This window comes from Shewanella sp. SM95, assembly GCF_025653595.1.
Lineage (GTDB): Bacteria > Pseudomonadota > Gammaproteobacteria > Enterobacterales > Shewanellaceae > Shewanella > Shewanella oncorhynchi.
The window spans coordinates 112,835-132,712 of the sequence record NZ_JAKKSE010000010.1 but is presented as its reverse complement, the minus strand read 5'-3'; the positions used below and the strand labels follow the sequence as shown (position 1 = coordinate 132,712).

Annotated in this window: 16 protein-coding genes; 5 read left to right on the top strand and 11 right to left on the bottom strand. The window is 44.6% G+C overall.

What is annotated here, in order from left to right; all coding sequences use genetic code 11:
• Nucleotides 1–726 precede the first annotated feature (726 nt).
• The gene (locus tag L5M29_RS12760; protein WP_263164258.1) at nt 727–1,032 is read right to left on the bottom strand and encodes a hypothetical protein; all 306 of its coding nucleotides are present in this window, start codon (nt 1,030–1,032) and stop codon (nt 727–729) included.
• 31 nt (nt 1,033–1,063) lie between these two features.
• The gene (locus L5M29_RS12755; protein WP_263168099.1) at nt 1,064–1,834 is read right to left on the bottom strand and encodes an FRG domain-containing protein; all 771 of its coding nucleotides are present in this window, start codon (nt 1,832–1,834) and stop codon (nt 1,064–1,066) included.
• 509 nt (nt 1,835–2,343) lie between these two features.
• Here L5M29_RS12755 and L5M29_RS12750 point away from each other — a divergent pair.
• Nucleotides 2,344–3,801 carry an OmpA family protein gene (locus L5M29_RS12750; protein ID WP_263168098.1) on the top strand — a complete coding sequence of 486 codons (1,458 nt, stop codon included), beginning with the start codon at nt 2,344–2,346 and terminating at the stop codon, nt 3,799–3,801.
• 162 nt (nt 3,802–3,963) lie between these two features.
• On the opposite strand, the gene L5M29_RS12745 is transcribed toward L5M29_RS12750, so the two are convergent.
• The 3 genes from L5M29_RS12745 to L5M29_RS12735 form a co-directional block, all read right to left on the bottom strand.
• Nucleotides 3,964–4,674, bottom strand: a complete 711-nt coding sequence (locus L5M29_RS12745) for a 23S rRNA pseudouridine(2604) synthase RluF (RefSeq protein ID WP_263168096.1) — start codon at nt 4,672–4,674, stop codon at nt 3,964–3,966.
• A gap of 8 nt (nt 4,675–4,682) precedes the next feature.
• A complete protein-coding gene (locus L5M29_RS12740) occupies nt 4,683–5,381 on the bottom strand; it encodes a hypothetical protein (protein WP_263168093.1) in 699 nt (232 codons plus the stop codon).
• A 180-nt stretch (nt 5,382–5,561) separates the two neighbouring features.
• The gene (locus tag L5M29_RS12735) at nt 5,562–6,893 is read right to left on the bottom strand and encodes a Na+/H+ antiporter NhaC family protein (RefSeq protein WP_263168092.1); all 1,332 of its coding nucleotides are present in this window, start codon (nt 6,891–6,893) and stop codon (nt 5,562–5,564) included.
• A gap of 722 nt (nt 6,894–7,615) precedes the next feature.
• Between L5M29_RS12735 and L5M29_RS12730 the strand changes: the two genes are divergently transcribed.
• Nucleotides 7,616–8,461, top strand: a complete 846-nt coding sequence (locus L5M29_RS12730; protein WP_263168091.1) for an FAD:protein FMN transferase — start codon at nt 7,616–7,618, stop codon at nt 8,459–8,461.
• Nucleotides 8,462–8,742: 281 nt separating this feature from the next.
• Here L5M29_RS12730 and L5M29_RS12725 read toward each other — a convergent pair whose 3' ends face one another.
• Nucleotides 8,743–10,374: a methyl-accepting chemotaxis protein gene (locus L5M29_RS12725; RefSeq protein ID WP_173496925.1), complete on the bottom strand. Its 1,632-nt coding sequence runs from the start codon at nt 10,372–10,374 to the stop codon at nt 8,743–8,745.
• Nucleotides 10,375–10,527: 153 nt separating this feature from the next.
• Nucleotides 10,528–11,418, bottom strand: coding sequence for a DMT family transporter (locus L5M29_RS12720; RefSeq protein WP_263168089.1), 891 nt, complete (start codon nt 11,416–11,418; stop codon nt 10,528–10,530).
• A 211-nt stretch (nt 11,419–11,629) separates the two neighbouring features.
• Here L5M29_RS12720 and L5M29_RS12715 point away from each other — a divergent pair, with 211 nt between their 5' ends.
• Nucleotides 11,630–12,406: an AraC family transcriptional regulator gene (locus L5M29_RS12715; protein WP_263168088.1), complete on the top strand. Its 777-nt coding sequence runs from the start codon at nt 11,630–11,632 to the stop codon at nt 12,404–12,406.
• A 775-nt stretch (nt 12,407–13,181) separates the two neighbouring features.
• Here L5M29_RS12715 and L5M29_RS12710 read toward each other — a convergent pair.
• The 4 genes from L5M29_RS12710 to L5M29_RS12695 form a co-directional block, all read right to left on the bottom strand.
• Nucleotides 13,182–13,586 carry a GreA/GreB family elongation factor gene (locus L5M29_RS12710; protein WP_028759523.1) on the bottom strand — a complete coding sequence of 135 codons (405 nt, stop codon included), beginning with the start codon at nt 13,584–13,586 and terminating at the stop codon, nt 13,182–13,184.
• A 597-nt stretch (nt 13,587–14,183) separates the two neighbouring features.
• Nucleotides 14,184–14,318 (bottom strand): DUF2474 domain-containing protein, encoded by a 135-nt coding sequence (locus tag L5M29_RS12705; RefSeq protein ID WP_105250029.1) that lies wholly within the window; start codon nt 14,316–14,318, stop codon nt 14,184–14,186.
• Nucleotides 14,319–14,419: 101 nt separating this feature from the next.
• A complete protein-coding gene (gene cydB, locus L5M29_RS12700; RefSeq protein WP_168824951.1) occupies nt 14,420–15,427 on the bottom strand; it encodes a cytochrome d ubiquinol oxidase subunit II in 1,008 nt (335 codons plus the stop codon).
• Between the two features lie 60 nt (nt 15,428–15,487).
• Nucleotides 15,488–16,822, bottom strand: coding sequence for a cytochrome ubiquinol oxidase subunit I (locus L5M29_RS12695; protein ID WP_011790509.1), 1,335 nt, complete (start codon nt 16,820–16,822; stop codon nt 15,488–15,490).
• A 158-nt stretch (nt 16,823–16,980) separates the two neighbouring features.
• Here L5M29_RS12695 and L5M29_RS12690 point away from each other — a divergent pair, with 158 nt between their 5' ends.
• Complete coding sequence (locus L5M29_RS12690; RefSeq protein ID WP_263168087.1) at nt 16,981–18,420, top strand: PLP-dependent aminotransferase family protein; 1,440 nt, start codon at nt 16,981–16,983, stop codon at nt 18,418–18,420.
• A 123-nt stretch (nt 18,421–18,543) separates the two neighbouring features.
• Complete coding sequence (locus L5M29_RS12685; protein WP_263168086.1) at nt 18,544–19,842, top strand: O-acetylhomoserine aminocarboxypropyltransferase/cysteine synthase family protein; 1,299 nt, start codon at nt 18,544–18,546, stop codon at nt 19,840–19,842.
• The last annotated feature ends 36 nt before the right edge of the window (nt 19,843–19,878 follow it).

The following is a 19,878-nucleotide window of genomic DNA, read 5'->3' as shown; positions in this document are numbered from 1 at the left end:
CGCATCAGCAATGGTGCGGCCTATAGTGGCATAGTGAATTTGGATTATCAGCATTCAAGTGCGATTTAGTGCTTTAAGAATACTGAAATAACAAGACAGTAAAATAGCGATAAACTCACTGGGTTTATCGCTTTTTTTGTAGCTGTAATGGCCTGCTGACGGCTGTTAAGATAGCTTCCGTGATAGGCGCGCCACGGCATTAGCTCACCTTTTTAGCATTAGCGTAACCAGTGGATTGAAAATATATACGCAACATATTTTTTAGACTGAAATGTGTTGGAAAGTAGTGCCGGAGGACCTGCATCTTTAGTTAGAGTTTTTAGTGGGTTAGCATTGGCAGGTATCCACGCATATAGGCTCGCCATGGCATTGACTCGTCGACACGGTGAATAGAAACCTAGGGTTTCTGAGCTTATGAACGAGAGCCATGGACGGCGAACTGGCAGTTAAACAGGGATGTTGTTCAAGTCCATCCTTGGATGCTCGACCGCCCCGTCCATGGGGCGGACGGTCGTCTCGCAAATCACCATGGCTCACCTTTCTAGCATTGGCGTAGTCAGTAAGTTTTAAAGACAAACGTAGCATGTTTGAGGACAACTCATAGTTAGTTCATGGGTTCTAACACATAAATTTCGGGATGAAAGTTTCGATGGATTAACGCCCAAATTAGGGAGCGTGTTAACTAGTCTAGTCCGCAGGACGATGTTGCCTTTGTTTGTTAAATGCTCACACTTTGATAGAACCGTTAGTCCACCCAGTTATGAGCTGACTGATACTATCAGATACTTTATGAAACCTAGTTTCTATTGGATAGAAAACCCATACCCCTTGATTGTGGATGCGTAAACAAAATTCGATACCATCAGTGCCAGCATGACCGATAACTAAGTGGTGGTGATTCTTGTCAATTGAAACTTCAGCTATTGGAACTACCAACTGCAAGAAAGACTGTCTATCGTAATAGCCTTCTTCGTACTTAGATATGAGTTCTAAGCAATCATAGTTTTCCACTAAGTATTTCTTAGCAATCACTCAGAATCCCTCCGACATTCAGCGCCACATTTTATGCCTCTGTACTAATAGATAGAGGAGGTGGCGGAGGTAATATTGGTTGCTGACTTGTAAAATGCACTTCTTTAAGATGCTGACATAAGCCATCAAAGTCAGGAAACATTGTCATATCGTTGATCCCCATAGAATTGAGCTCACGCATAACGATATTTCGTTCACTCGCGGGCATATCGTAACGCCATAAAAACGTTCGATTCTTTTCTGCTCCCTTCTTCATTATAAAGCCTGCAATGTCTACTACGTTAGTTGATGTAGTAACCCCCATTTGCTGCACCATTCTTTGATTACCCGTTGCATAAGGGACAAAGTTGCTAACAAATTCTTCCCCTCCAAGAAAATTACTATCAGCTCCAAATTCTTTGTTCCAACACTCGATATCAAATATAAACACCGTTACTTTATCTGTGGGCTTAGTATTCAAAGAAGCGCCTTTAAATGCAAAATATGCAGCCACGTAACCTGACAATGTCCAGTCAAGCAAGGGTGTGGGAAAGCCATGATGTTGTAACTTTCCTAAAAATGAGCCGTATTCAACGCTATTTTGAAAGTTAATTGGGGCTTCAAACGCAGCAACTTGGTAATGAACATCATTTATGATGGTGCTAAAGTAATCTTGAAGTGAGATATTTTTGAACTTTGCATTTCGGTGAAAAGTCGTTTCAAGCTTCCAGTCGCTGTTACTTTGCCCACGATAGTATAGTTTTTTGTTGTTTTTGGTAGCATCAGCTATCCAGTTTTTATAAGTATTCCAGTTTTGTTCCATATAATTTCGTATCTCGTCGAACTAAAGATGGATAACATTTATTAGTGCGTATGCGTGTTTATCACGTTAGACCAGTAATAAAAACTTGCCACTCATTTTTAATCACCAACATAATGCACTTTCGATTTGCCAACAACACGCTATGGATAAAATGGCTTGAATATGAGGCGACAAAAGTAGGAGGACTACATCAGAGTCAAAAAGTGGTATTAGGGACTAATTTAAAGAGATAGTTCAAGGCTTATCTGAGTTCTGCAAGGATGTGGCATATAAACCTCCTTGTTCAATGCTTAACCAAGCATAGTCGAAGGGCTACCACGCTATTTAAAAATGGGTATCTCTATATTTCTCTATTTATTTCTGTCTCTGTATTTCCTTTTCAATAAAAAGTATTACTTTTATGCCGTTTAATACCTAGGTATAAATTTTTATCGTATTATTCCATCACTATTTCTTTATCTATCTAGTTGGTTCGCGAGAGCTAGATTCCCCACAGAAAAGGATTTTTTATGGGACATAAGACGTTATTGAGTGCTGTACTTTTGACCGCGACCTGCGGTGTCGCCACTTTTGCGGTGAATGCTGAATCGCTGTTTACTCCCTTTCCTGACGCCAAATCGCCTGAAGAAAAGCGTATCCACTTTACGCCCTTTGAACTTATCACCGCAGTGAATGGTGACAAGTTCACTCTGTTGCCTGTATCGGGGAAATTGACTCGACAAAGCGTTGAGTTACCAGAGGGGTATAGTCCTGAGCATGTTATCAATAACTATTTGGCACAGCTAAAAAAGCTGAATGCTGAAGTGTTATTTAGTTGTCAGGCCGTCACCTGCGGTGATGGTCAAGCCATGCAAACTCAGCTAAAGCCGCTTAAAAGCGTGAATGCCGACTATCACAGTGCTTACGTGGCGGCAAAACTGAAAGGTACTCGCGGTGAGGTTTACACCAGTATCTATGTCGTCAATCGCGAGGACAGATATACCTATCTGCAAGTCGATATTCTCGACGCTATCCCTGAGCCGCTGGACTTAATCCAAGCGAATAGTGACTTTTTACAGCAGGCGCCGAAGAACATTGAGATTAAAGATAGGCGTAGTGACGATGCTCAAGGCTCGACAGACCATCCTTTGCTGGGACGTATGCCCGGCAGTTATATTACAAGTTACAAACAAACTAACTTTACCCAAGTGCCTGTATTAGTGGGGATCTCGGGCGCAAATTATCAAACCAAATCGCTGGACGCCAAGCTTACCCAAATAAGTTATCAGATGCCTGAAAGCTATTCCCTGTTTGAAATTAACAGCAATTATGCCGCAGCCGCACAAAAGCTTGCAGCAGAGCGGGTATTCCATTGCAAAGGCACGGCTTGCGGCGACGATGATAGCCTGATTAATGCCATCAAATTAATCAAGGACGATAAAGAGGACGAATGGCAGGAGTATCAGCTGTTTAAGCTTAGTCACGCAAAGGGCGATGTTTACTTCGATATCTATTCCCAAGGATATTTCGATGGCACACCTGCCGATACTACCCTCAGGGTAATGGAACTCTCTACTCTGAAGGATGATCGAGTGGCGATTGACCTCAATGCTTTGACCGATGCGATTAGCCAAACTGGCAAGGCGACGTTGGAGGGATTGCTGTTTGATTATGACAGTGAGCGCATGTTGCCTGAGTCCAAACCTGTACTGGAGGTGCTGGCAAGCTATCTTAAGCAGCATCCGACACTGAGTTTCTATGTGGTTGGACATACCGATGACAAGGGCGAGCGGAGTTACAATCAAAGCCTGTCGGAGCGCCGCGCCGCAGCTGTGATTAAGCAGTTGAGTGACGGGTTTCAAATTCCGTCGGCCCAATTAACCGCCCACGGTAACGGGGAATATAGCCCTGTCGCCAGCAATACTAATGACGCCGGACAAAAACTGAATCGCAGAGTGGAGTTAGTACTTCGTTCCGATAAAAAGTAGCTCATATTAATAAGCTTGAAAGGGGAGCTTCGTTTTATAGAAACGCCTGAGTCATCTCAGGCGTTTCTATCTTCATTGGAGTTCATTGGAAGATATTGTTCGCGCGGGCATTTGTCTAAAATTGAGGTTAGTAGCTTGAGTGTATTCGCCACTTGTCTTTCTCTAAATTGTCACTGCGGCTTTAAGCACTGCAACTTCCTGTGGGGTGAGTGGCCGCATCGCTCCTTCGGCTAAGGATTCTAGCGTTAATGTCATTAATGCGACGCGCTGTAAGTCAATTACCTTATAGCCTAAGGCGCTGGACATACGCCGAATTTGTCGATTTAGTCCCTGAGTCAGCACGATTTCAAAGCTGTTCGAACTGAGGCGGCGGACTTGGCAGGGCAGGGTTTGCAGGTCTTTATAACGCACTCCACTGGCCATTTGTTCAACAAATTCATCAGTGAATGGCTTGTCGAGGCGCACATGGTAGGTTTTGCTGTGGGCAAAACTGGGGTGCATGAGTTTATGGGTTAGCTCACCATCATTAGTTAACAGCAGTAGGCCGCGGGAATCCTTATCGAGCCTGCCGACGGGATACAGTCTTGGCGCTTTGGGAAGCAAGTGTACAAGACTCGTTTCATCCTGCTCAAGCAGACGGCAATCTGTGCCCACTGCTTTGTTAAATACCCAGTAGGTGAGGGTTTCGGTTTGAGTGATTGGTGCGCCATCAAGCTCAATACGGTCGAGGCAGTTTAATAATTCGTCCAAACAGATGGGATCTGTGTGGCGGGCGATACCGCCATTGAGTGTGATGCGCCCAGCCTCAATCAAACGGCAGGCTTCACGGCGTGAGCCTATGCCACACTGGGCGAGGTATTTTGCTAAGCGCATGGATTACCCTAAAGTATTTGGCGTTCTTGGGCGCGATGATACAGTATTTTTGATAGGCGCCGCATTGCAAAGGCTAGGCTTAAACACCAAATAATATTCAAGTTAGTTTGGAGCCACATATTGGCTGAAACAGTACAAAAGTGTGTTTGGGGCACACAGGGAGGGAAATCCAATATTGTCCAATCTAATTGCAAGGTTAAACTCACTGCACTACAAAAGCTGATCAGGCTCAAATAGAACAGTGGCTTTGGGCAAATAAACCGAGGCACTATCCCCGCTATAATCACAAGGCTGTGTAAGATGAGGGTGCTTAATAGATAACTCGTTGAAACTATTCTGTGTATGCTCAAAAAATTAATGGGGAATATTCCCATCAAAATCACAGAGACTCCTACCCAAGCACCTGTAAGTGCTATGCATTGGCTAAACGTATCTAGTTTTAGTAAGTAGAGCCCGGTCATTGAAATGAGTATGCAGAGCCCCGCAGCCAATAAGCTTAAATTAAACACATAAGCGAGGGGGGAGTTGATATAGTTACCTAAAAAATCAGCTCGTATTTGTAAGACTTGAACTCCAACATTTTGATATTCATCATAAATAGCAATTAATACTCCAGAAGCACTAATAAAGGCTGCGCCTACAATCAACCATGTAATAAGACGATGTAGATCGTAATAACTTGGTTCTTGGTGATAAAGAGGATTCATGGAGACTAAAAATATACTGACGGGATATGACCACATTGAATGCGGTAACTTGCCTGAATTGTTTAATGAAGGCAAGCGAGTTGATGCTTTTTGGCCAAAAGAGGGCTTTAAAATGACAAGGAACGCCTAGTGCGTTCCTTGTCATAAACGTTAGATTCTACTCATGCATTCAAATATCATTTAGTGTCGTTTGCGGAAAATTACAATCGCAACAGCCACTGCGGCTAAAATCATACAGTACCAAGCGTGTGATACCGCTGCTAATGGCGTGATGCTAAAGGTCGAAGCAATCAAGAGTGCCTGTGCACCATACGGGATTAAACCTTGGATAATACAGGCGAAAATATCGAGTATGCTGGCGGCACGTTTCGGACTCACGCCATGCTTCTCTGCTAAGTCTTTTGCAATATCACCCGTCACCACGATAGAAACTGTGTTGTTAGCCACACAAGAGTTAGTCACTGCGACTATACCTGCCATGCCTAGCTCAGCAGCGCGGCATGAAGCTTCACCTTGCGCCTTGGAGAAACGAGTGATCAGCTTTTCAATCTGTTTACTCACAAAGGCGAGACCACCTTGCTGCTGCATGAGTGCGGCTAAACCACCCACTAGCATAGATAGAATGAAAATTTCCTGCATATTGCTAAAGCCTGCATAAATATCTTTACCGAATTGGATCACGCCGTAATCCATAGTAAACAGGCCGGTTGCGCCCGCTAATAAGATACCTAAGGTCAAGACCACAAATACGTTCAGACCTGCCACAGCTAAGATCAAAATGGTCAGATAAGGAATGACCTTAATAAGATCGATATTCTGCGTTGCTAATTCTGCTTGGCCTTGGCCAGCAAATACAAAGGCGATTAAAGTTAGCAGTGATGCGGGGATAGCGAAAATCAAATTTTCACGAAATTTATCTTTCATATCACAGCCTTGGGTGCGCGTAGCTGCAATCGTGGTATCGGAAATAATCGACAAGTTGTCACCAAATAGAGCGCCAGACATGACCGCACCTGCCATCAGTGCATAGTCGATTTGCGCTTGGTCGGCTACGCCTAGGGCGATGGGAGCGACAGCAGCGATTGTCCCCATAGAGGTTCCCATGGCCGTTGCGATAAAAGCGGCAATCACGAAGAAACCAGGTAGTAACAGGTTCGATGGGATTAACGATAAACCAAGAGTAACAGTAGCATCGACGCCGCCAGTGGCTTTAGCGACTGCAGCGAAGGCGCCTGCAAGTAAGTAAATTAAACACATTGCAATAATATTGCTGTGACCAATACCGCCAATAAAGGTATCAATCGATTGATTTAATTTCTGTTTTGATAAAATCAACGCCAGAATGATTGCAGGTAAAATAGCGATAACGCTGGGTAATTGATAGAAGGCAAAGTCGACACCTTGGCTTTGGAAATACACACCCGCGCCAATGAAAAGACCAAGGAAAACAAATAATGGCAACAGGGCAATAAAAGATGCCGGGCTGTGCTGTGCTGCTGTTGGATTGCTCAAATGTTATCTCTCTTTCGCTTAGGGTTTTTCCGCAGGATCCTTGGCAGTCAAACTCGCTTAAATTCAGTGTTGCCTCGGCATCGTATCCTAGCAACTTGAGGCAAAGCATATTTGATCCCTGACAACCTGTCAATTTAGACGTCTAGATGTTTTTACTTCCGTTGTGATCGCTAGGTTATTAATAGGTTGTATAAGATGAAGCTTAGTCTGTATTTTAATTATTAATCAATGCTTTAATTGTTTTTTTCAGGTTGAGTTAGAGGATTTATATCTGATTTAGCGTGTATTTCAACTGAACGGAATTGCATGAAATTTAAGCGGATGACTGGTGTGATGGAGTAAGTCGGCTATTTATTGCTCCATTTAGTGTGAGTTGTTGGTGGGTAAGCCAGCATAAATAACGTAAATGATGAGTGGCATTAATCAATAGGGCTCATTTGGGGACGTATTGACTTAGTTCGCTTGTGCAGCGTCGTGATAGCAATGATACGTCAAATAACTTTAATAAAACCTTAATAAGCAATCTATTGTTTTTAAATGTAAAACAGTTTCAAGCATCTAAAATCCCCATAAAAACTAATGGCAACAATTTGTATTGAAGTAGAGACTTTAATAGAATCCGCACAAATTATGTTAATTACTCTTAGTGCTTTGTTTAAATTTAACTGGATGAAGCGTTTATTGCTGATCCCTCAGATCTTCCTACTACAGTGGGTATTATCATGATACGTCGCGCTAAGCCATTACTCGGAACGCTGGTGGAAATTGCTGCCGAGTCACTGCCAAATCAAAGCGGTGAGGTACAACTTAAAGATAAAGCATTGGAAGCGGCTATTAGCGCGGCTTTTTCGCGTGTGACCCATATTGGGCGGTTGCTGAGCTTCCATCAACAGGACAGCGAGTTAAATCAGTTAAATCGGCAGCCTGGAATTTGGGTAACGTTAAGCCAAGATAGTTTACGAGTGCTCAAGTTGGCTAAGGGGCTGGGTAAGGCGAGCAACAACTTATTCAATTGTACCGTTGGCGGCGAAATGATGTCTCGCGGCGCTTTGCCTGCTTACCTTGGTATGCCATTGTTATTGCAAGGTGACTGGCAAGATATTGAAATAAAAGGTAATCAAGCGCGATTAGCTAGACCGCTAATTTTAACCTTAGATGGTATAGCTAAAGGTTATGCGGTTGATATGGCAGTGAGTGAGCTGCGTCGCGCTGGCGTGAGCGGAGGTTGGGTCAATGCGGGTGGCGATTTAAAAGTTTTTGGCAGTGCATCTTTAAATGTAGTGTGCCGCGGTCCATTAGGAGCGAGCCAAAAGCTCTGCGTTAGCAATATGGCGCTCGCCAGCTCAAGGGTCTCACAAACCTTAAGTCATGATTACCCTGCACTATTACTGCCAACTGGCAATGTTGCCGATACGAACGTCGATGCTGAAAGCGAGCGTATTGTTAGTGTGAGCGCCTCTTTTGCTTGGCGCGCCGATGCCTTAACGAAAGTCGCAGGCTATCTTAATCCCGACTTGGCCGCTGAAAAAATTGCTCACTTGGGTGGTCAATTAGTCAGTTTTGATTGATGTATTTTTTGGTTGTTTTACAGCTTTTGCAGATGATTGAATTAGAAATTCAATCATTACTGTGAGTTAACATTAAGCAGTTAGTACTGTTATTCGCACTTTAACGGGTGAATCGATACAACTTGGGTTTCGTTACCGTTATTTGCAACTTGCATACGGTTGTGGGCTTTTATTGTCTTCAAGCTTTTCTTGGTATTATTTCCATTAAAAAGAGTGCCTACATTGGGCACTCTTTTCGTTTCAATAGCTTATCGCTAACTATGTGTCGTTAGTCATTTATCTTAAGCGACTTTAAATCGCGCAACTTCTTTTTGTAGGTTGCTGCAAATGGCTTTAGTGTTGACGACTATTTGCTGCGTTTCTTGGATCACTAAGTTGCAGTATCTTGTTTTATCGGATAATTCGGTCAAGTTACGATTAATTTCTTCGGTTACATGGGTTTGCTCTTCGGTCGCAGTCGCCGTTTGAGTGGACATCTCACTGACCTTAGAGGTGGAGTTTAGAATTTCATCTAATGCATCTTGGGTCTGGCTGGCGAGGGTCACGGTTGATGTGGTCAGGCTAGCTCCCGATTCAATGCTTTTAACCGCATCATTTACTCCGCGTTGCAACTCTTCAATCATGCGCTGAATATCTTGGGTTGAGGTTTCGGTACGACTCGCCAGTGTACGTACTTCATCGGCAACGACGGCAAAGCCACGGCCCTGTTCGCCAGCACGCGCCGCTTCAATGGCCGCGTTAAGGGCAAGGAGGTTAGTTTGCTCAGCGATTGAGCGGATCACATCAAGCACTGAGGCAATATTGGCAGAATTGACTGAAAGTTTTTCAATAACTGTCACTGCATTTTTAACTGATTCAGACAGTTGCTGAATATGATTAACGGACTGGGCGAGGATATTCTTACCCTCTACTGTTTGGTCATTCACTTTAGTGATTTCGGTGGCTGTATGAAGAGCGTTACTAGCGACTTCTCTTACGGCTGCACTCATTTCATTTACTGCTGTGACAATAGTATCGACAAACTGCTCTTGCTCATGGCTGATGTTGATTGTGGTGGCTGACTTAGTTGCAAGGCTTTCAACAGTTTGGCTCACATCTTTAGTTTGACCAATAATCGAGATGACCATTTGCTGTAGCTGCTCTACAAATAAGTTAAATGCATGGGCGAGCTCGCCGATTTCATCCTGACGTGTGATAGGGATCCTTTGGGTTAAGTTACCGTCACCATCGACAATGTCATTGATCCTGCTAGTGATATCTTCAATTGCATTGACTATAATTTTAGGGCCGAAGTAGGCAATCAACAGCGCCACAATGGCGACTAAGCTCGCTATCGTTAAGGATATTTGGGTTTGGGTGGTTGCCTGTTCAGTTGCTTGTAAATCTAGCTCTTTTACTCTGTTATCGGCGGCTTCGCCCGCGGCATTGTAGATATCTCTTAATGCCTTAAATTCTTGCTTGGATTTGGTTTCGTGGAGTTGTTTCGCGCGTTCAAAATCATTACTTTTGACGGCATTAATGACCTCTGATGAGGCTTGATACCAGAGCGAAAACTGCGCCTCAAAGCCATTAGTTGATTGCAGTACTTGCAGGTGATCTGTAAGGATTTTTTTAAATTCGCCCATTCTGTCACGGGCTTGATCGACATTCTCTTGCCAGTTATCAATCTCACTCTTGCGATTATCGGCAGATAATTCTTCCCTCAATAACACTTCTTCACTTAGCTGCGCTTGATAAAGGTCGCGATCTGCATTGAGAATTGCCGAAATTGCGGGATTAAATAACTGACTAAATTCCTGCATCTGTTTCACAGTAGCACGGCTTTGCATAGCATCGGTGACCGCCATGACAATGAGCGCTGTCGCCATAATGGCAAACATCAGTGAAAACTTAACGCGAATACTGTTAAACATAGGACGATCTCCATTAATAACTTAATAAATAGCTTAGCCGTTATTTATAGAATTGCCTTTGCATGCAGCAGATTGCGATGGGATTTTGTACACATTGAAATAAGCGAAACCGCCTTGGTCACTGTTACCAAGGCGTTGACGCATTACTTTGGATTATTCAGGACAAGCTAGGGTAGGGATGACTTTAGGCTTAGGTTTTATCTGCACTAGCATGACGCCAATAATGACCATAGAACCGCCAATATAATGATAAATGGCTAAGGTTTCATCTAGGATGATGGCCGCCAGTATCGCCGCAATAATAGGCATTAAATTAAAGAATACGCTGGTGCGATCGGCGCCGAGTTTGCTTATGCCATTGATCCAAGCCCACGGCGCTAAAAGTGAGGCAGCGATAGCAGCGTAAAGTATCAGTGGTGCCGATTGGGCACTGATCGCCATGCTGGGACTTGTAAACAGCAGTGGTGTCAGCATGAATACGGCTATGAGTCCTTGAATATAAACCGATTCCCAAGTCGGTAGTGGCAGTTGCCAGCGTTTCAGTAATACGCCATAGAGCGCATACACAAAGGCGCTAAAGAGCAACAGTAAATCACCTTGAGTCACGCCGATGGCAAGGTTCATCATATCGCCGTGACTGAGCATAAAAATCAATCCAAATAGCGAGATTAAGGTGCCACCAAAGGCTAACGGTGATAATTTTTGCTTGAGTAATGGCACGGCTAAAAACAGACTGATCATAGGCACGAGAGAGGTGATTAATGCCATATTTGTTGCCGTGGTGGTAGCCGCTGCAAAATAGGCCAGACTTTGGTTTAGCACCATACCTAACAAAGCCAAAGTAGCAAACTTAGGTAACAAAGGTAGTATCACTTGGCGTTTTTGCCAGACGCGACTTGCGACAAAGGGGGTTAACAATAACATAGCGAAAAACCAACGGTAAAACGCTATGGCTTCAGGATCGATAATCCTAAATGAGAGCTTGTTGACTATCGAATTGCCTGCCCAAATTAATACGGCCAACAGGGGAAACAAATACAGCATGGTCTTGCCTTTAGGTACTGGCTAAAGTGACTGGCCATAGCTTATGGCTTATCACTTAAGCATCCAGATAATAGATTAGTGGCTATTATCCATGGTCGGTTATGATATAAATATCGCTTATCAGACAAGGTCAGTTCCTCTACGGACAAGCGTAATCTGGGTTAGCGATTTCGTTTGAGTTTTGGACCACCATAGCTTTGAGGGCATCAAAATGCGCACGGTTTACCATCCGCTCACGGCAGAGCAAGAGCCTGCTGCAGATATCTTCTTCAACTATGAAGCTTTCCTGCCAAATACGGTAACGCCAAAACATCAACATGTTTGGGGACAACTGCAGTTAATCAGCGGTGGAATTATGGAGTTACATGCTGCAGGGCAAAGGTTTTTATCGCCGTCACAATATGCGATTTGGGTTCCTGCGGGGATAGAACATGAAAGTTATACTCGGCGCAGTATTCATTATTGCTCGATGAATATAGTTGCTGAGCGGGCTGCGGCTTTTCCCATAGAGACCTGTCTTTTAGCCGTGACACCCATTGCCCAATCGATCGTTAACGATCTGCGGGAACGGCAAGTCACTGTGGCAGAAACTGCGGCGGATAAGCGACTGGTTGAGGTTTTACTCGATCAGCTGACCTTGGGTAAAGCTCTACCGCAATTTCTGCCCACCGTTTCAGATAAACTGTTACAGCCGTTGTTGCTGGCACTTGAAGCCGACCCTGCGAGTTCGAAAACCTTTAAATCTTGGGCGAGTGAATTACATACCACAGAACGTACTTTAGCTCGTCGCTGCCAAGAGGTTCTGGGGATGAGTTTTACTGAGCTAAGACAAAGGCATAAGTTTATCTATTCATTACAACTATTACGTCAGGGACTTGCGATCAAAGAAGTGGCATTGACGCTCGGCTATAACCAAACTTCGCCTTATATCGTGATGTTTAAAAAATATGCTCAGTGCTCACCTGAGCAGTATCGCCGCCGATTGTGATTGAGTGGCTGATGGAGCAAGGCTTAATAAGGGCGAGATGATGAGATCCTATGCGAAAGTCGCGCTAGATGATGCACTAAAAATATTGGGGGGAAGCTGTGAAATAAGATAGGGTGCTAAAGTATTAACACCCTATTTTCGGCCTATTTAAAGAGAGGATTTAAGGTTTTTTACAGAGTTAGATAAGTTAGTCGGAAGCCTTTTGGCGGTTCCGTTTATCTTGACGCTTCTCTTTTAAGGTTTTCATTGGCGGTTTTTTGTTTTTTTCTTTACTCATAGATATAAACTCCAAAGTGAAGGTTACTATCCGAACCCGCGCCGCAAATCGGTTTCGATAGTTGGGCTCAATTTTTTATTTCAGGCTTTAATTGAGACGGTTTATTTATAAAGAGTATAAAAATAAATTTAACGATTGAGGTGCCGTGCTAAACCTCTTAACCCCTTTGCTGTTTTACTCTAAAGCGCTGCCATGACTTATACGTAAATAGTTGCAAAGAGTCGTTAATTGTAGTGTTAAATTTATCTAAAGTGTCTCTTTAATAAATATCGCGGCCAGTTAATGACTTCAAAATAACATTCCCTCTTATTATATTATGTTGAAAATGCCGCTATAAGCCGCCGCTAATAGCGAGTTCAAAGCATGTTGCCACTGAATTGAACATGCTTTATTTTAAAATGCTTACAGCCTAATAATCATATCTTTAAAATTTTCTGAAATGTTATCAAGTAGCAATACTCAATAGCCATTTACAAAAAGTATGCCAAATGATTTTTTCTATACAGACTTTTTAGGTTGTTTTTTCGTTAAACTGACATCTTTAATCATAAACAGAACTGGTTTGCCTAAAATGCTCACCTCTGCCAGTTCGCCCTTTGATAACCCAAGTAAGCTGACGCCTAAATCTGATATGACAGAGAAACGTCCTGCACTGGGTTTATGCCTTGGTGGATACACGAGTTCAATTTGGTACTCTTGCTGATCCTGCAGATTAACTAAGTGAATTTCTCGTCCCACAGTCACTTTATCACTCGTCGTATCATGCTTTAGCTGCTCAAGCTTACTAATCACGCCTGCCAAAGCCGTTGGGCGTAGAGAGGCATTAAAACTGTTTTGTAAATAATAGGTTTCAGTTTTTAGAATAAAATTCTGGAAAAGACCACTAAAAAAAGAATATGCCATTGCCGCCTCTGAAATAACAAAGTTAAAATATAAGCATAGAAATTAAAATGAGTATTACTCTGTGCTTATTTCACAAGAAGTTATAATTCTGCCGAGCGCGAGTGACGCTCGGCTTAGACTGGGAATTTGAGCGAGAGGCGGATTGAGCTTACTGAACTAGATGTGTTAGCTAACACATGGGAAAATAGTGATGAAAATGCAGTGCTAAACATAGTGTTACATCTCCAGTCAAAAGTTGATATTCGATTGATTATTTATTTTTTTGTATATCGATTTAGTATATCGGTCTTGCCATTAACTAAATAAGTAATTGCTTGGCTGATACCATAGGTCAAGTAAAAATATAAAGCAAGCCTAACTAAGCTAATCTTGCTGAATATACTGATAACAGTAAAGTTGGATTTAACATTTTTTTAACTTTGCCACATTGGGGGCTAGTCTTCGTCAATTTAATGCTAGCACTCGTAAAGTAAACTGAGCACTTGTTAATTTGGCGCAAATTAATTCAACCATTGAATATTCTAGTGCATTGTTGCTAGATGCTATGGGCACTAACTGAATTAAGCCTTAATATAAGCTTCTAAAGTCAATATTTACTTAGGTTGTTAAGCCCGCACCTTTTAAAAGTATTTTGATACACATAGAGACGAGGAACAGACAGCTTACGCTTGTACACCAAATCAGCACTAACCAGCCGAGTCGATAGGCGAGGGATTTCGTTTGGGTCGTCATGTTGATCTCCTGCATATGTAAAGTCATCTAAGGTGAATCAGCGACCTAAGCCAAGTTAGCTTAGGTCGCGTTTTGGGAAGCCTCTTTTACCTGAGTCATGGCTAGTGATAGCCTGCATCCTTGGTTACTTTGCCGCGGAACACGTAGTAGCTCCAAAAGGTATAAACCAAAATCAGCGGGATGATCATCAGGGCGCCGACGAGCATAAAGCTTAGGCTGCTGTCGGGGGCTGCTGCCTGCCAAAGGCTGATGTTGGGTGGAATAATGTGTGGCCAGATGCTGATCCCTAAGCCACTAAATCCTAAGAAAATCAGCCCTAGAGTGAGTAGAAATGGCTGATAGTTATCATCACGATTTAGGGATTTTATCAAGGCCCAACTGCAGGCTAATACCAGTATTGGCACTGGGGCGAAGTAGAATAAATTCGGTAAACTAAACCAGCGCAGGGCAATATTGGGTTGCACAAAAGGCGTCCATAAACTGACTAAACCTATGGTCATCAACAGGCATAAGGTCAGTGCTCTGCCGAGTTGTTGCATGGTCGTTTTAAGCTCGCCTTGGCATTTTTTTACTAACCAAGTTGCGCCGAGCAGAGCATAGGCCAGCATAAGGCCAAAACCGCAGAAAAGTGAGAAGGGCGTTAACCAATCGAAACTACCGCCGCTAAATTGTTGGTTACTCACCGAAATGCCGGAGATAAACGCCCCCAGCACTACGCCCTGTGAAAAGGTGGCCGTGATAGAACCGAACATAAACGCTTTATCCCAGAATGGTTTAGCTTCTGCGCCCGACTTAAATCTAAACTCAAATGCCACGCCGCGAAAAATCAATGCCAGCAGCATGATGAGCAGCGGTATGGTTAGCGCTTCGAGCACTATGGCATAGGCGAGGGGAAAGGCACCGAGCAGACTAGCGCCGCCGAGCACTAACCAAGTTTCGTTACCATCCCAAACGGGGGCGACGGTATTAACCATAATATCCCTGTCGTCCTCGTCGTGAATGAAGGGAAACAGTATGCCGATGCCGAGATCGAAGCCATCCATCACGATATACATTAAGGTGGCAAAAATGATGATCCCGAACCAAATCAAGGGTAGATCGAATTCCATGGTGAGCCCTTAAATATGTTTAAGATTGAATAAGTAAACCTAGATTTATTTTCTTTAAAATTAATGGCTTGTTGCCGCGATATCAGGCCCTTTGCGGATGAGTCGCATCATATAGCGATAACCCACGCCGAAGATGCCGCAGTAACTGACGATGAAAATCCCTAGGCTGATACTCAGGTGGGTAACGCTGTGGGAAGACACGGCATCCTGAGTACGCATCAACCCTTGGATCACCCAAGGTTGACGGCCAAGTTCGGTAGTGAACCAGCCCGCTAGTGTGGCGAGTAATCCGGCGGGGCCGAGCACCAATACAAATCGCAGAAAGTGTTTGTTGCTGTAGAGGCTGCCTTTGCGCCTGAGATAAGCACTCCACAGTCCAGCAAAAATCATCAATAAGCCTAAGCCGACCATGAGCCTAAAACTCCAGAACACTAACAACACATTGGGTCTGTCCTCGGCGGGATACTCAGTCAAGGCTGGCACTTGTTTGCTTAAATCATGCTTTAAGATCAGGCTCGCGAGCCCTGGGATTTCGAGGCTGAAGTGGTTTTTCTCTGCGTCCATATCGGGAATCGCAAACAAGATAAGCGGTGTGGGTTTGTCACCCTCATTACGCCAATGGCCTTCCATCGCCGCGACTTTTACAGGTTGATATTCAAGGGTATTTAAGCCGTGAAAATCACCAATTACAGCTTGCAGCGGAGCGACAATTAACGCCATCCACATCGCCATAGACAACATCTTACGGATCGCGGGTGTATCGTTACCTTTGAGTAAGTGCCAAGCCGCCGATGCGCCCACAAAGAAAGCCGATGAAATAAAGGCCGCCACTGTCATATGGGCTAAACGATAGGGAAATGAAGGGTTAAACACTATCTGAAACCAATCCACTGGAATAACGCGATTGTTCACGATTTCAAAACCTTGGGGCGTCTGCATCCAGCTGTTTGAAGCTAAGATCCAGAAGGTCGAGATAATCGTGCCCGTGGCGACCATACAAGTGGCGAAGAAATGCAGGTTTTTACCTACCTTCTGCTGACCAAATAGCATGACTCCCAGAAACCCCGCTTCGAGGAAGAAAGCGGTAAGCACTTCATAGGTGAGTAGTGGCCCAGTTACGCTGCCCGCGAAGGCGGAAAAAGCACTCCAATGGGTACCAAATTGATAGGCCATCACTATGCCCGAGACCACGCCCATGCCAAAGTTTATGGCAAAAATCTTCGACCAAAATTGATAGAGTTGTTGGTAAACCTCATTCGCTGTTTTCAGCCATAAACCTTCTAATACTGCTAGATAGGTGGCGAGGCCGATAGTGATGGCAGGGAAAATAATGTGAAAAGAGATGGTAAAAGCAAATTGGATCCTAGCGAGTACTGTGGCATCAAAATCAAACATAATTTCCTCGAGCGATAGGCATTTCTCGTTACAAAGGCATTGTTCTAGTCGCGTTCACTGAACCCTAAATTGGCTTGACGGTGAAAGCTTGTGTGCTATTAGACCATGGGATATGCTAGCTATAACAGACACAGAATATCTTGGGTTGGCTATAACAGATGACGAAGTATGAGCAGTTAGCGCAGGAATTAAAGACACGAATAGCCCAAGGTGTCTGGCAGGCGGGGGACAAGTTGCCATCGCTGCGCCAAACTGTGGCCGATTCGGGCTTGAGTCTGATGACAGTGCTCAATGCCTATCAGTTACTGGAAAGCCAAGGCGTGATCTCGGCGCAGGCTAAGTCTGGCTATTTAGTGGCGCCAAAGCCGGAATTAATCGCGCGCCAGGGAGAAGCTTTTCGTTATCCCGAGCGACAAAAGCCGATTTATCTTTCCGATAGCGTGGATATTAATGAGTTTGTATTCAATGTTCTGCAGGCTTCGAAGCAGGCGGACATAGTGCCCTTTGGCTCAGGATTTCCCGATCCTAGTTTATTTCCGCAACAAGCACTGGCGCGATCTTTGGTTAAGGTCACTCGGCACATGTCACCTTCTTTTGCCGCCGATAATTTACCGCCAGGCAATGCGGGACTGCGTAAGGCGATTTCCCAACGTTATGCCAAATTAGGCATGAGCATTTCGCCCGACGAAATCATCATTACCTCGGGTGCCATGGAGGCGCTCAACTTGAGTTTAGCGACGCTGACTCAAGCGGGGGATTGGGTTGTCATTGAATCACCGACCTTTTATGGTGCGATGCAAGCGATTGAGCGGCTTAAGCTTAAGGCCATTGCGGTCGCGACCGATCCACAACAGGGGATTGATCTCGAGGCGCTGGCAGAAGTGTTGAAAACCTATCCAGTGAAAGCCTGCTGGTTGATGAGCCAACATCAAAATCCCTTAGGTTGCAGTTTATCGGATGCTAAAAAACAAGCGCTTTATCAGCTACTAAACGAGCATAAGGTCAGTCTGATTGAGGATGATGTTTATCAAGAACTCTATGTCGATTCCAGCGCGCCAAGGCCAGTAAAAGCCTTCGATACCGAAGGACGGGTGTTGCACTGCGGCTCATTTTCTAAGTCTTTGATTGCTGGTTATCGTGTCGGCTGGGTGGCGGCGGGATGCCATGCACCGCAGTTACAACGCTTACAAGTCATGTCGACGTTATCGACCAGTGCGCCGATGCAGCTCGCCATCGCCGATTTTATTCAGTCGGCGCAATATGAACGCCATTTGAAGCAGTTACGTAAAAAGTTAGCCAGCCGTAAATTGGCCATGTATCAATTATTGTGCGCGCATCTGCCCGAATCTGTGGGGGTCAACTTTGCGCAGGGCGGCTATTTTCTCTGGTTAGCGCTGCCATTACACATGGACGCTACACAAATTTATGATCAGGCGATTGAGCGTGGGATCAGTATTGCACCCGGAAATCTCTTTAGTAATCAGATCGAATTCCGCCATTTTATGCGTTTGAATGCCTCATACGAGTGCTCGCCAGAGATAGTCTCTGCGGTCGTGGTGCTGGCCGAACTTATCCGTAACTCTTCGCGCCGAAGTTAAAGGCTGTGGCTAAAAACTTTTAGACTTCTAGATGTCTATCTGTTAGCTTGTTGAACATGCACAAATCTTGTGCAATTCTCAATGTCGATTGAATACTGGGCTGCTACGGATAAGGAAGGGAAAATGAAATTAGAGTCACTGGCATTACACCACGGTTATGAGTCAGAAGCGACCACGAAGGCGGCCGCAGTACCTATCTATCAAACGACCTCTTATACCTTCGATGATACCCAGCATGGTGCTGATTTATTTGACTTAAAAGTCGCTGGTAATATTTATACACGGATAATGAATCCTACGACTAGCGTGCTAGAGCAACGTCTGGCGGCCATTGAAGGCGGCATAGGTGCGCTGGCCGTAGCATCGGGTATGGCGGCGATTACCTATGCGATTCAAGCCTTGACTCAAGTTGGCGATAACATCGTCAGTACCAGTCAGCTCTATGGCGGCACCTATAATCTGTTTGCCCATACGCTGCCGCGCCAAGGCGTTGAAGTGCGCATGGCGGCCTTCGATGATTTTGAAGGCCTCGATGAGCTGATCGATGACAAAACTAAAGCCTTGTTCTGCGAATCGATTGGTAATCCAGCCGGCAATATTGTCGATTTACAACGTTTAGCCGAGATTGCCCATAAACATGGCGTGCCTTTAATTGTCGATAATACGGTCGCGACGCCAGTATTATGTCGCCCCTTTGAGCATGGCGCCGATATCGTTATTCACTCTTTAACTAAATACATTGGTGGCCACGGCACGACGATTGGCGGGGTGATTATCGATTCAGGCAAGTTCGATTGGGTGACGAATAAGGAAAGATTTGCCTTACTTAACCAAGCTGATCCTTCTTATCACGGCGTGGTCTACACCGAAGCCTTTGGCCCTGCGGCATTTATTGGCCGTTGCCGTGTGGTACCGCTGCGTAATACCGGCGCCGCACTGTCACCGCACAGTGCATTTTTACTGTTGCAAGGCCTTGAAACCTTAAGCCTTCGAATGGAGCGCCATTGCTCGAATGCGCTAGCATTAGCCGAGTATTTAGTGTTGCATCCGGCGGTCAGTTGGGTGAACTACGGCGCCTTGCCGAGCAGCCCTTATCAGGATAATTGCCACAAGATCACTGGCGGAAAAGCTTCTGGGATCATCAGCTTTGGGATTAAAGCGGCCACAGCTGAAGAGGGTAAGCTTGCTGGCGGACGTTTTATCGATGCACTGCAGATGATCCTGCGTTTAGTGAATATTGGCGATGCGAAATCCTTGGCCTGTCACCCTGCGAGTACCACACATAGACAGCTCGATGCCGATGAACTGGCAAGGGCGGGCGTGTCTGAGGATCTTATCCGTATCTCGGTTGGGATTGAGCATATCGACGACATCATTAACGATGTGGCGCAGGCGCTCGATAAGGCACTGGCGAGCAAATAGCTCGTATCGAATAGTCCATATTAAATAGCCGATACC

Excerpts from the sequence above, each read along its gene's own strand:
- L5M29_RS12745 (WP_263168096.1), bottom strand. The coding sequence starts at position 4,674 with ATGCGCTTAGCAAAATACCTCGCCCAGTGTGGCATAGGCTCACGCCGT.
- L5M29_RS12710 (WP_028759523.1), bottom strand. The coding sequence starts at position 13,586 with ATGGCATATTCTTTTTTTAGTGGTCTTTTCCAGAATTTTATTCTAAAA.
- L5M29_RS12690 (WP_263168087.1), top strand. The coding sequence starts at position 16,981 with ATGACGAAGTATGAGCAGTTAGCGCAGGAATTAAAGACACGAATAGCC.
- L5M29_RS12705 (WP_105250029.1), bottom strand. The coding sequence starts at position 14,318 with ATGACGACCCAAACGAAATCCCTCGCCTATCGACTCGGCTGGTTAGTG.
- L5M29_RS12750 (WP_263168098.1), top strand. The coding sequence starts at position 2,344 with ATGGGACATAAGACGTTATTGAGTGCTGTACTTTTGACCGCGACCTGC.
- L5M29_RS12695 (WP_011790509.1), bottom strand. The coding sequence starts at position 16,822 with ATGTTTGATTTTGATGCCACAGTACTCGCTAGGATCCAATTTGCTTTT.
- L5M29_RS12685 (WP_263168086.1), top strand. The coding sequence starts at position 18,544 with ATGAAATTAGAGTCACTGGCATTACACCACGGTTATGAGTCAGAAGCG.
- L5M29_RS12725 (WP_173496925.1), bottom strand. The coding sequence starts at position 10,374 with ATGTTTAACAGTATTCGCGTTAAGTTTTCACTGATGTTTGCCATTATG.
- L5M29_RS12740 (WP_263168093.1), bottom strand. The coding sequence starts at position 5,381 with ATGAATCCTCTTTATCACCAAGAACCAAGTTATTACGATCTACATCGT.
- L5M29_RS12755 (WP_263168099.1), bottom strand. The coding sequence starts at position 1,834 with ATGGAACAAAACTGGAATACTTATAAAAACTGGATAGCTGATGCTACC.
- L5M29_RS12730 (WP_263168091.1), top strand. The coding sequence starts at position 7,616 with ATGATACGTCGCGCTAAGCCATTACTCGGAACGCTGGTGGAAATTGCT.
- L5M29_RS12720 (WP_263168089.1), bottom strand. The coding sequence starts at position 11,418 with ATGCTGTATTTGTTTCCCCTGTTGGCCGTATTAATTTGGGCAGGCAAT.
- L5M29_RS12715 (WP_263168088.1), top strand. The coding sequence starts at position 11,630 with ATGCGCACGGTTTACCATCCGCTCACGGCAGAGCAAGAGCCTGCTGCA.
- cydB (WP_168824951.1), bottom strand. The coding sequence starts at position 15,427 with ATGGAATTCGATCTACCCTTGATTTGGTTCGGGATCATCATTTTTGCC.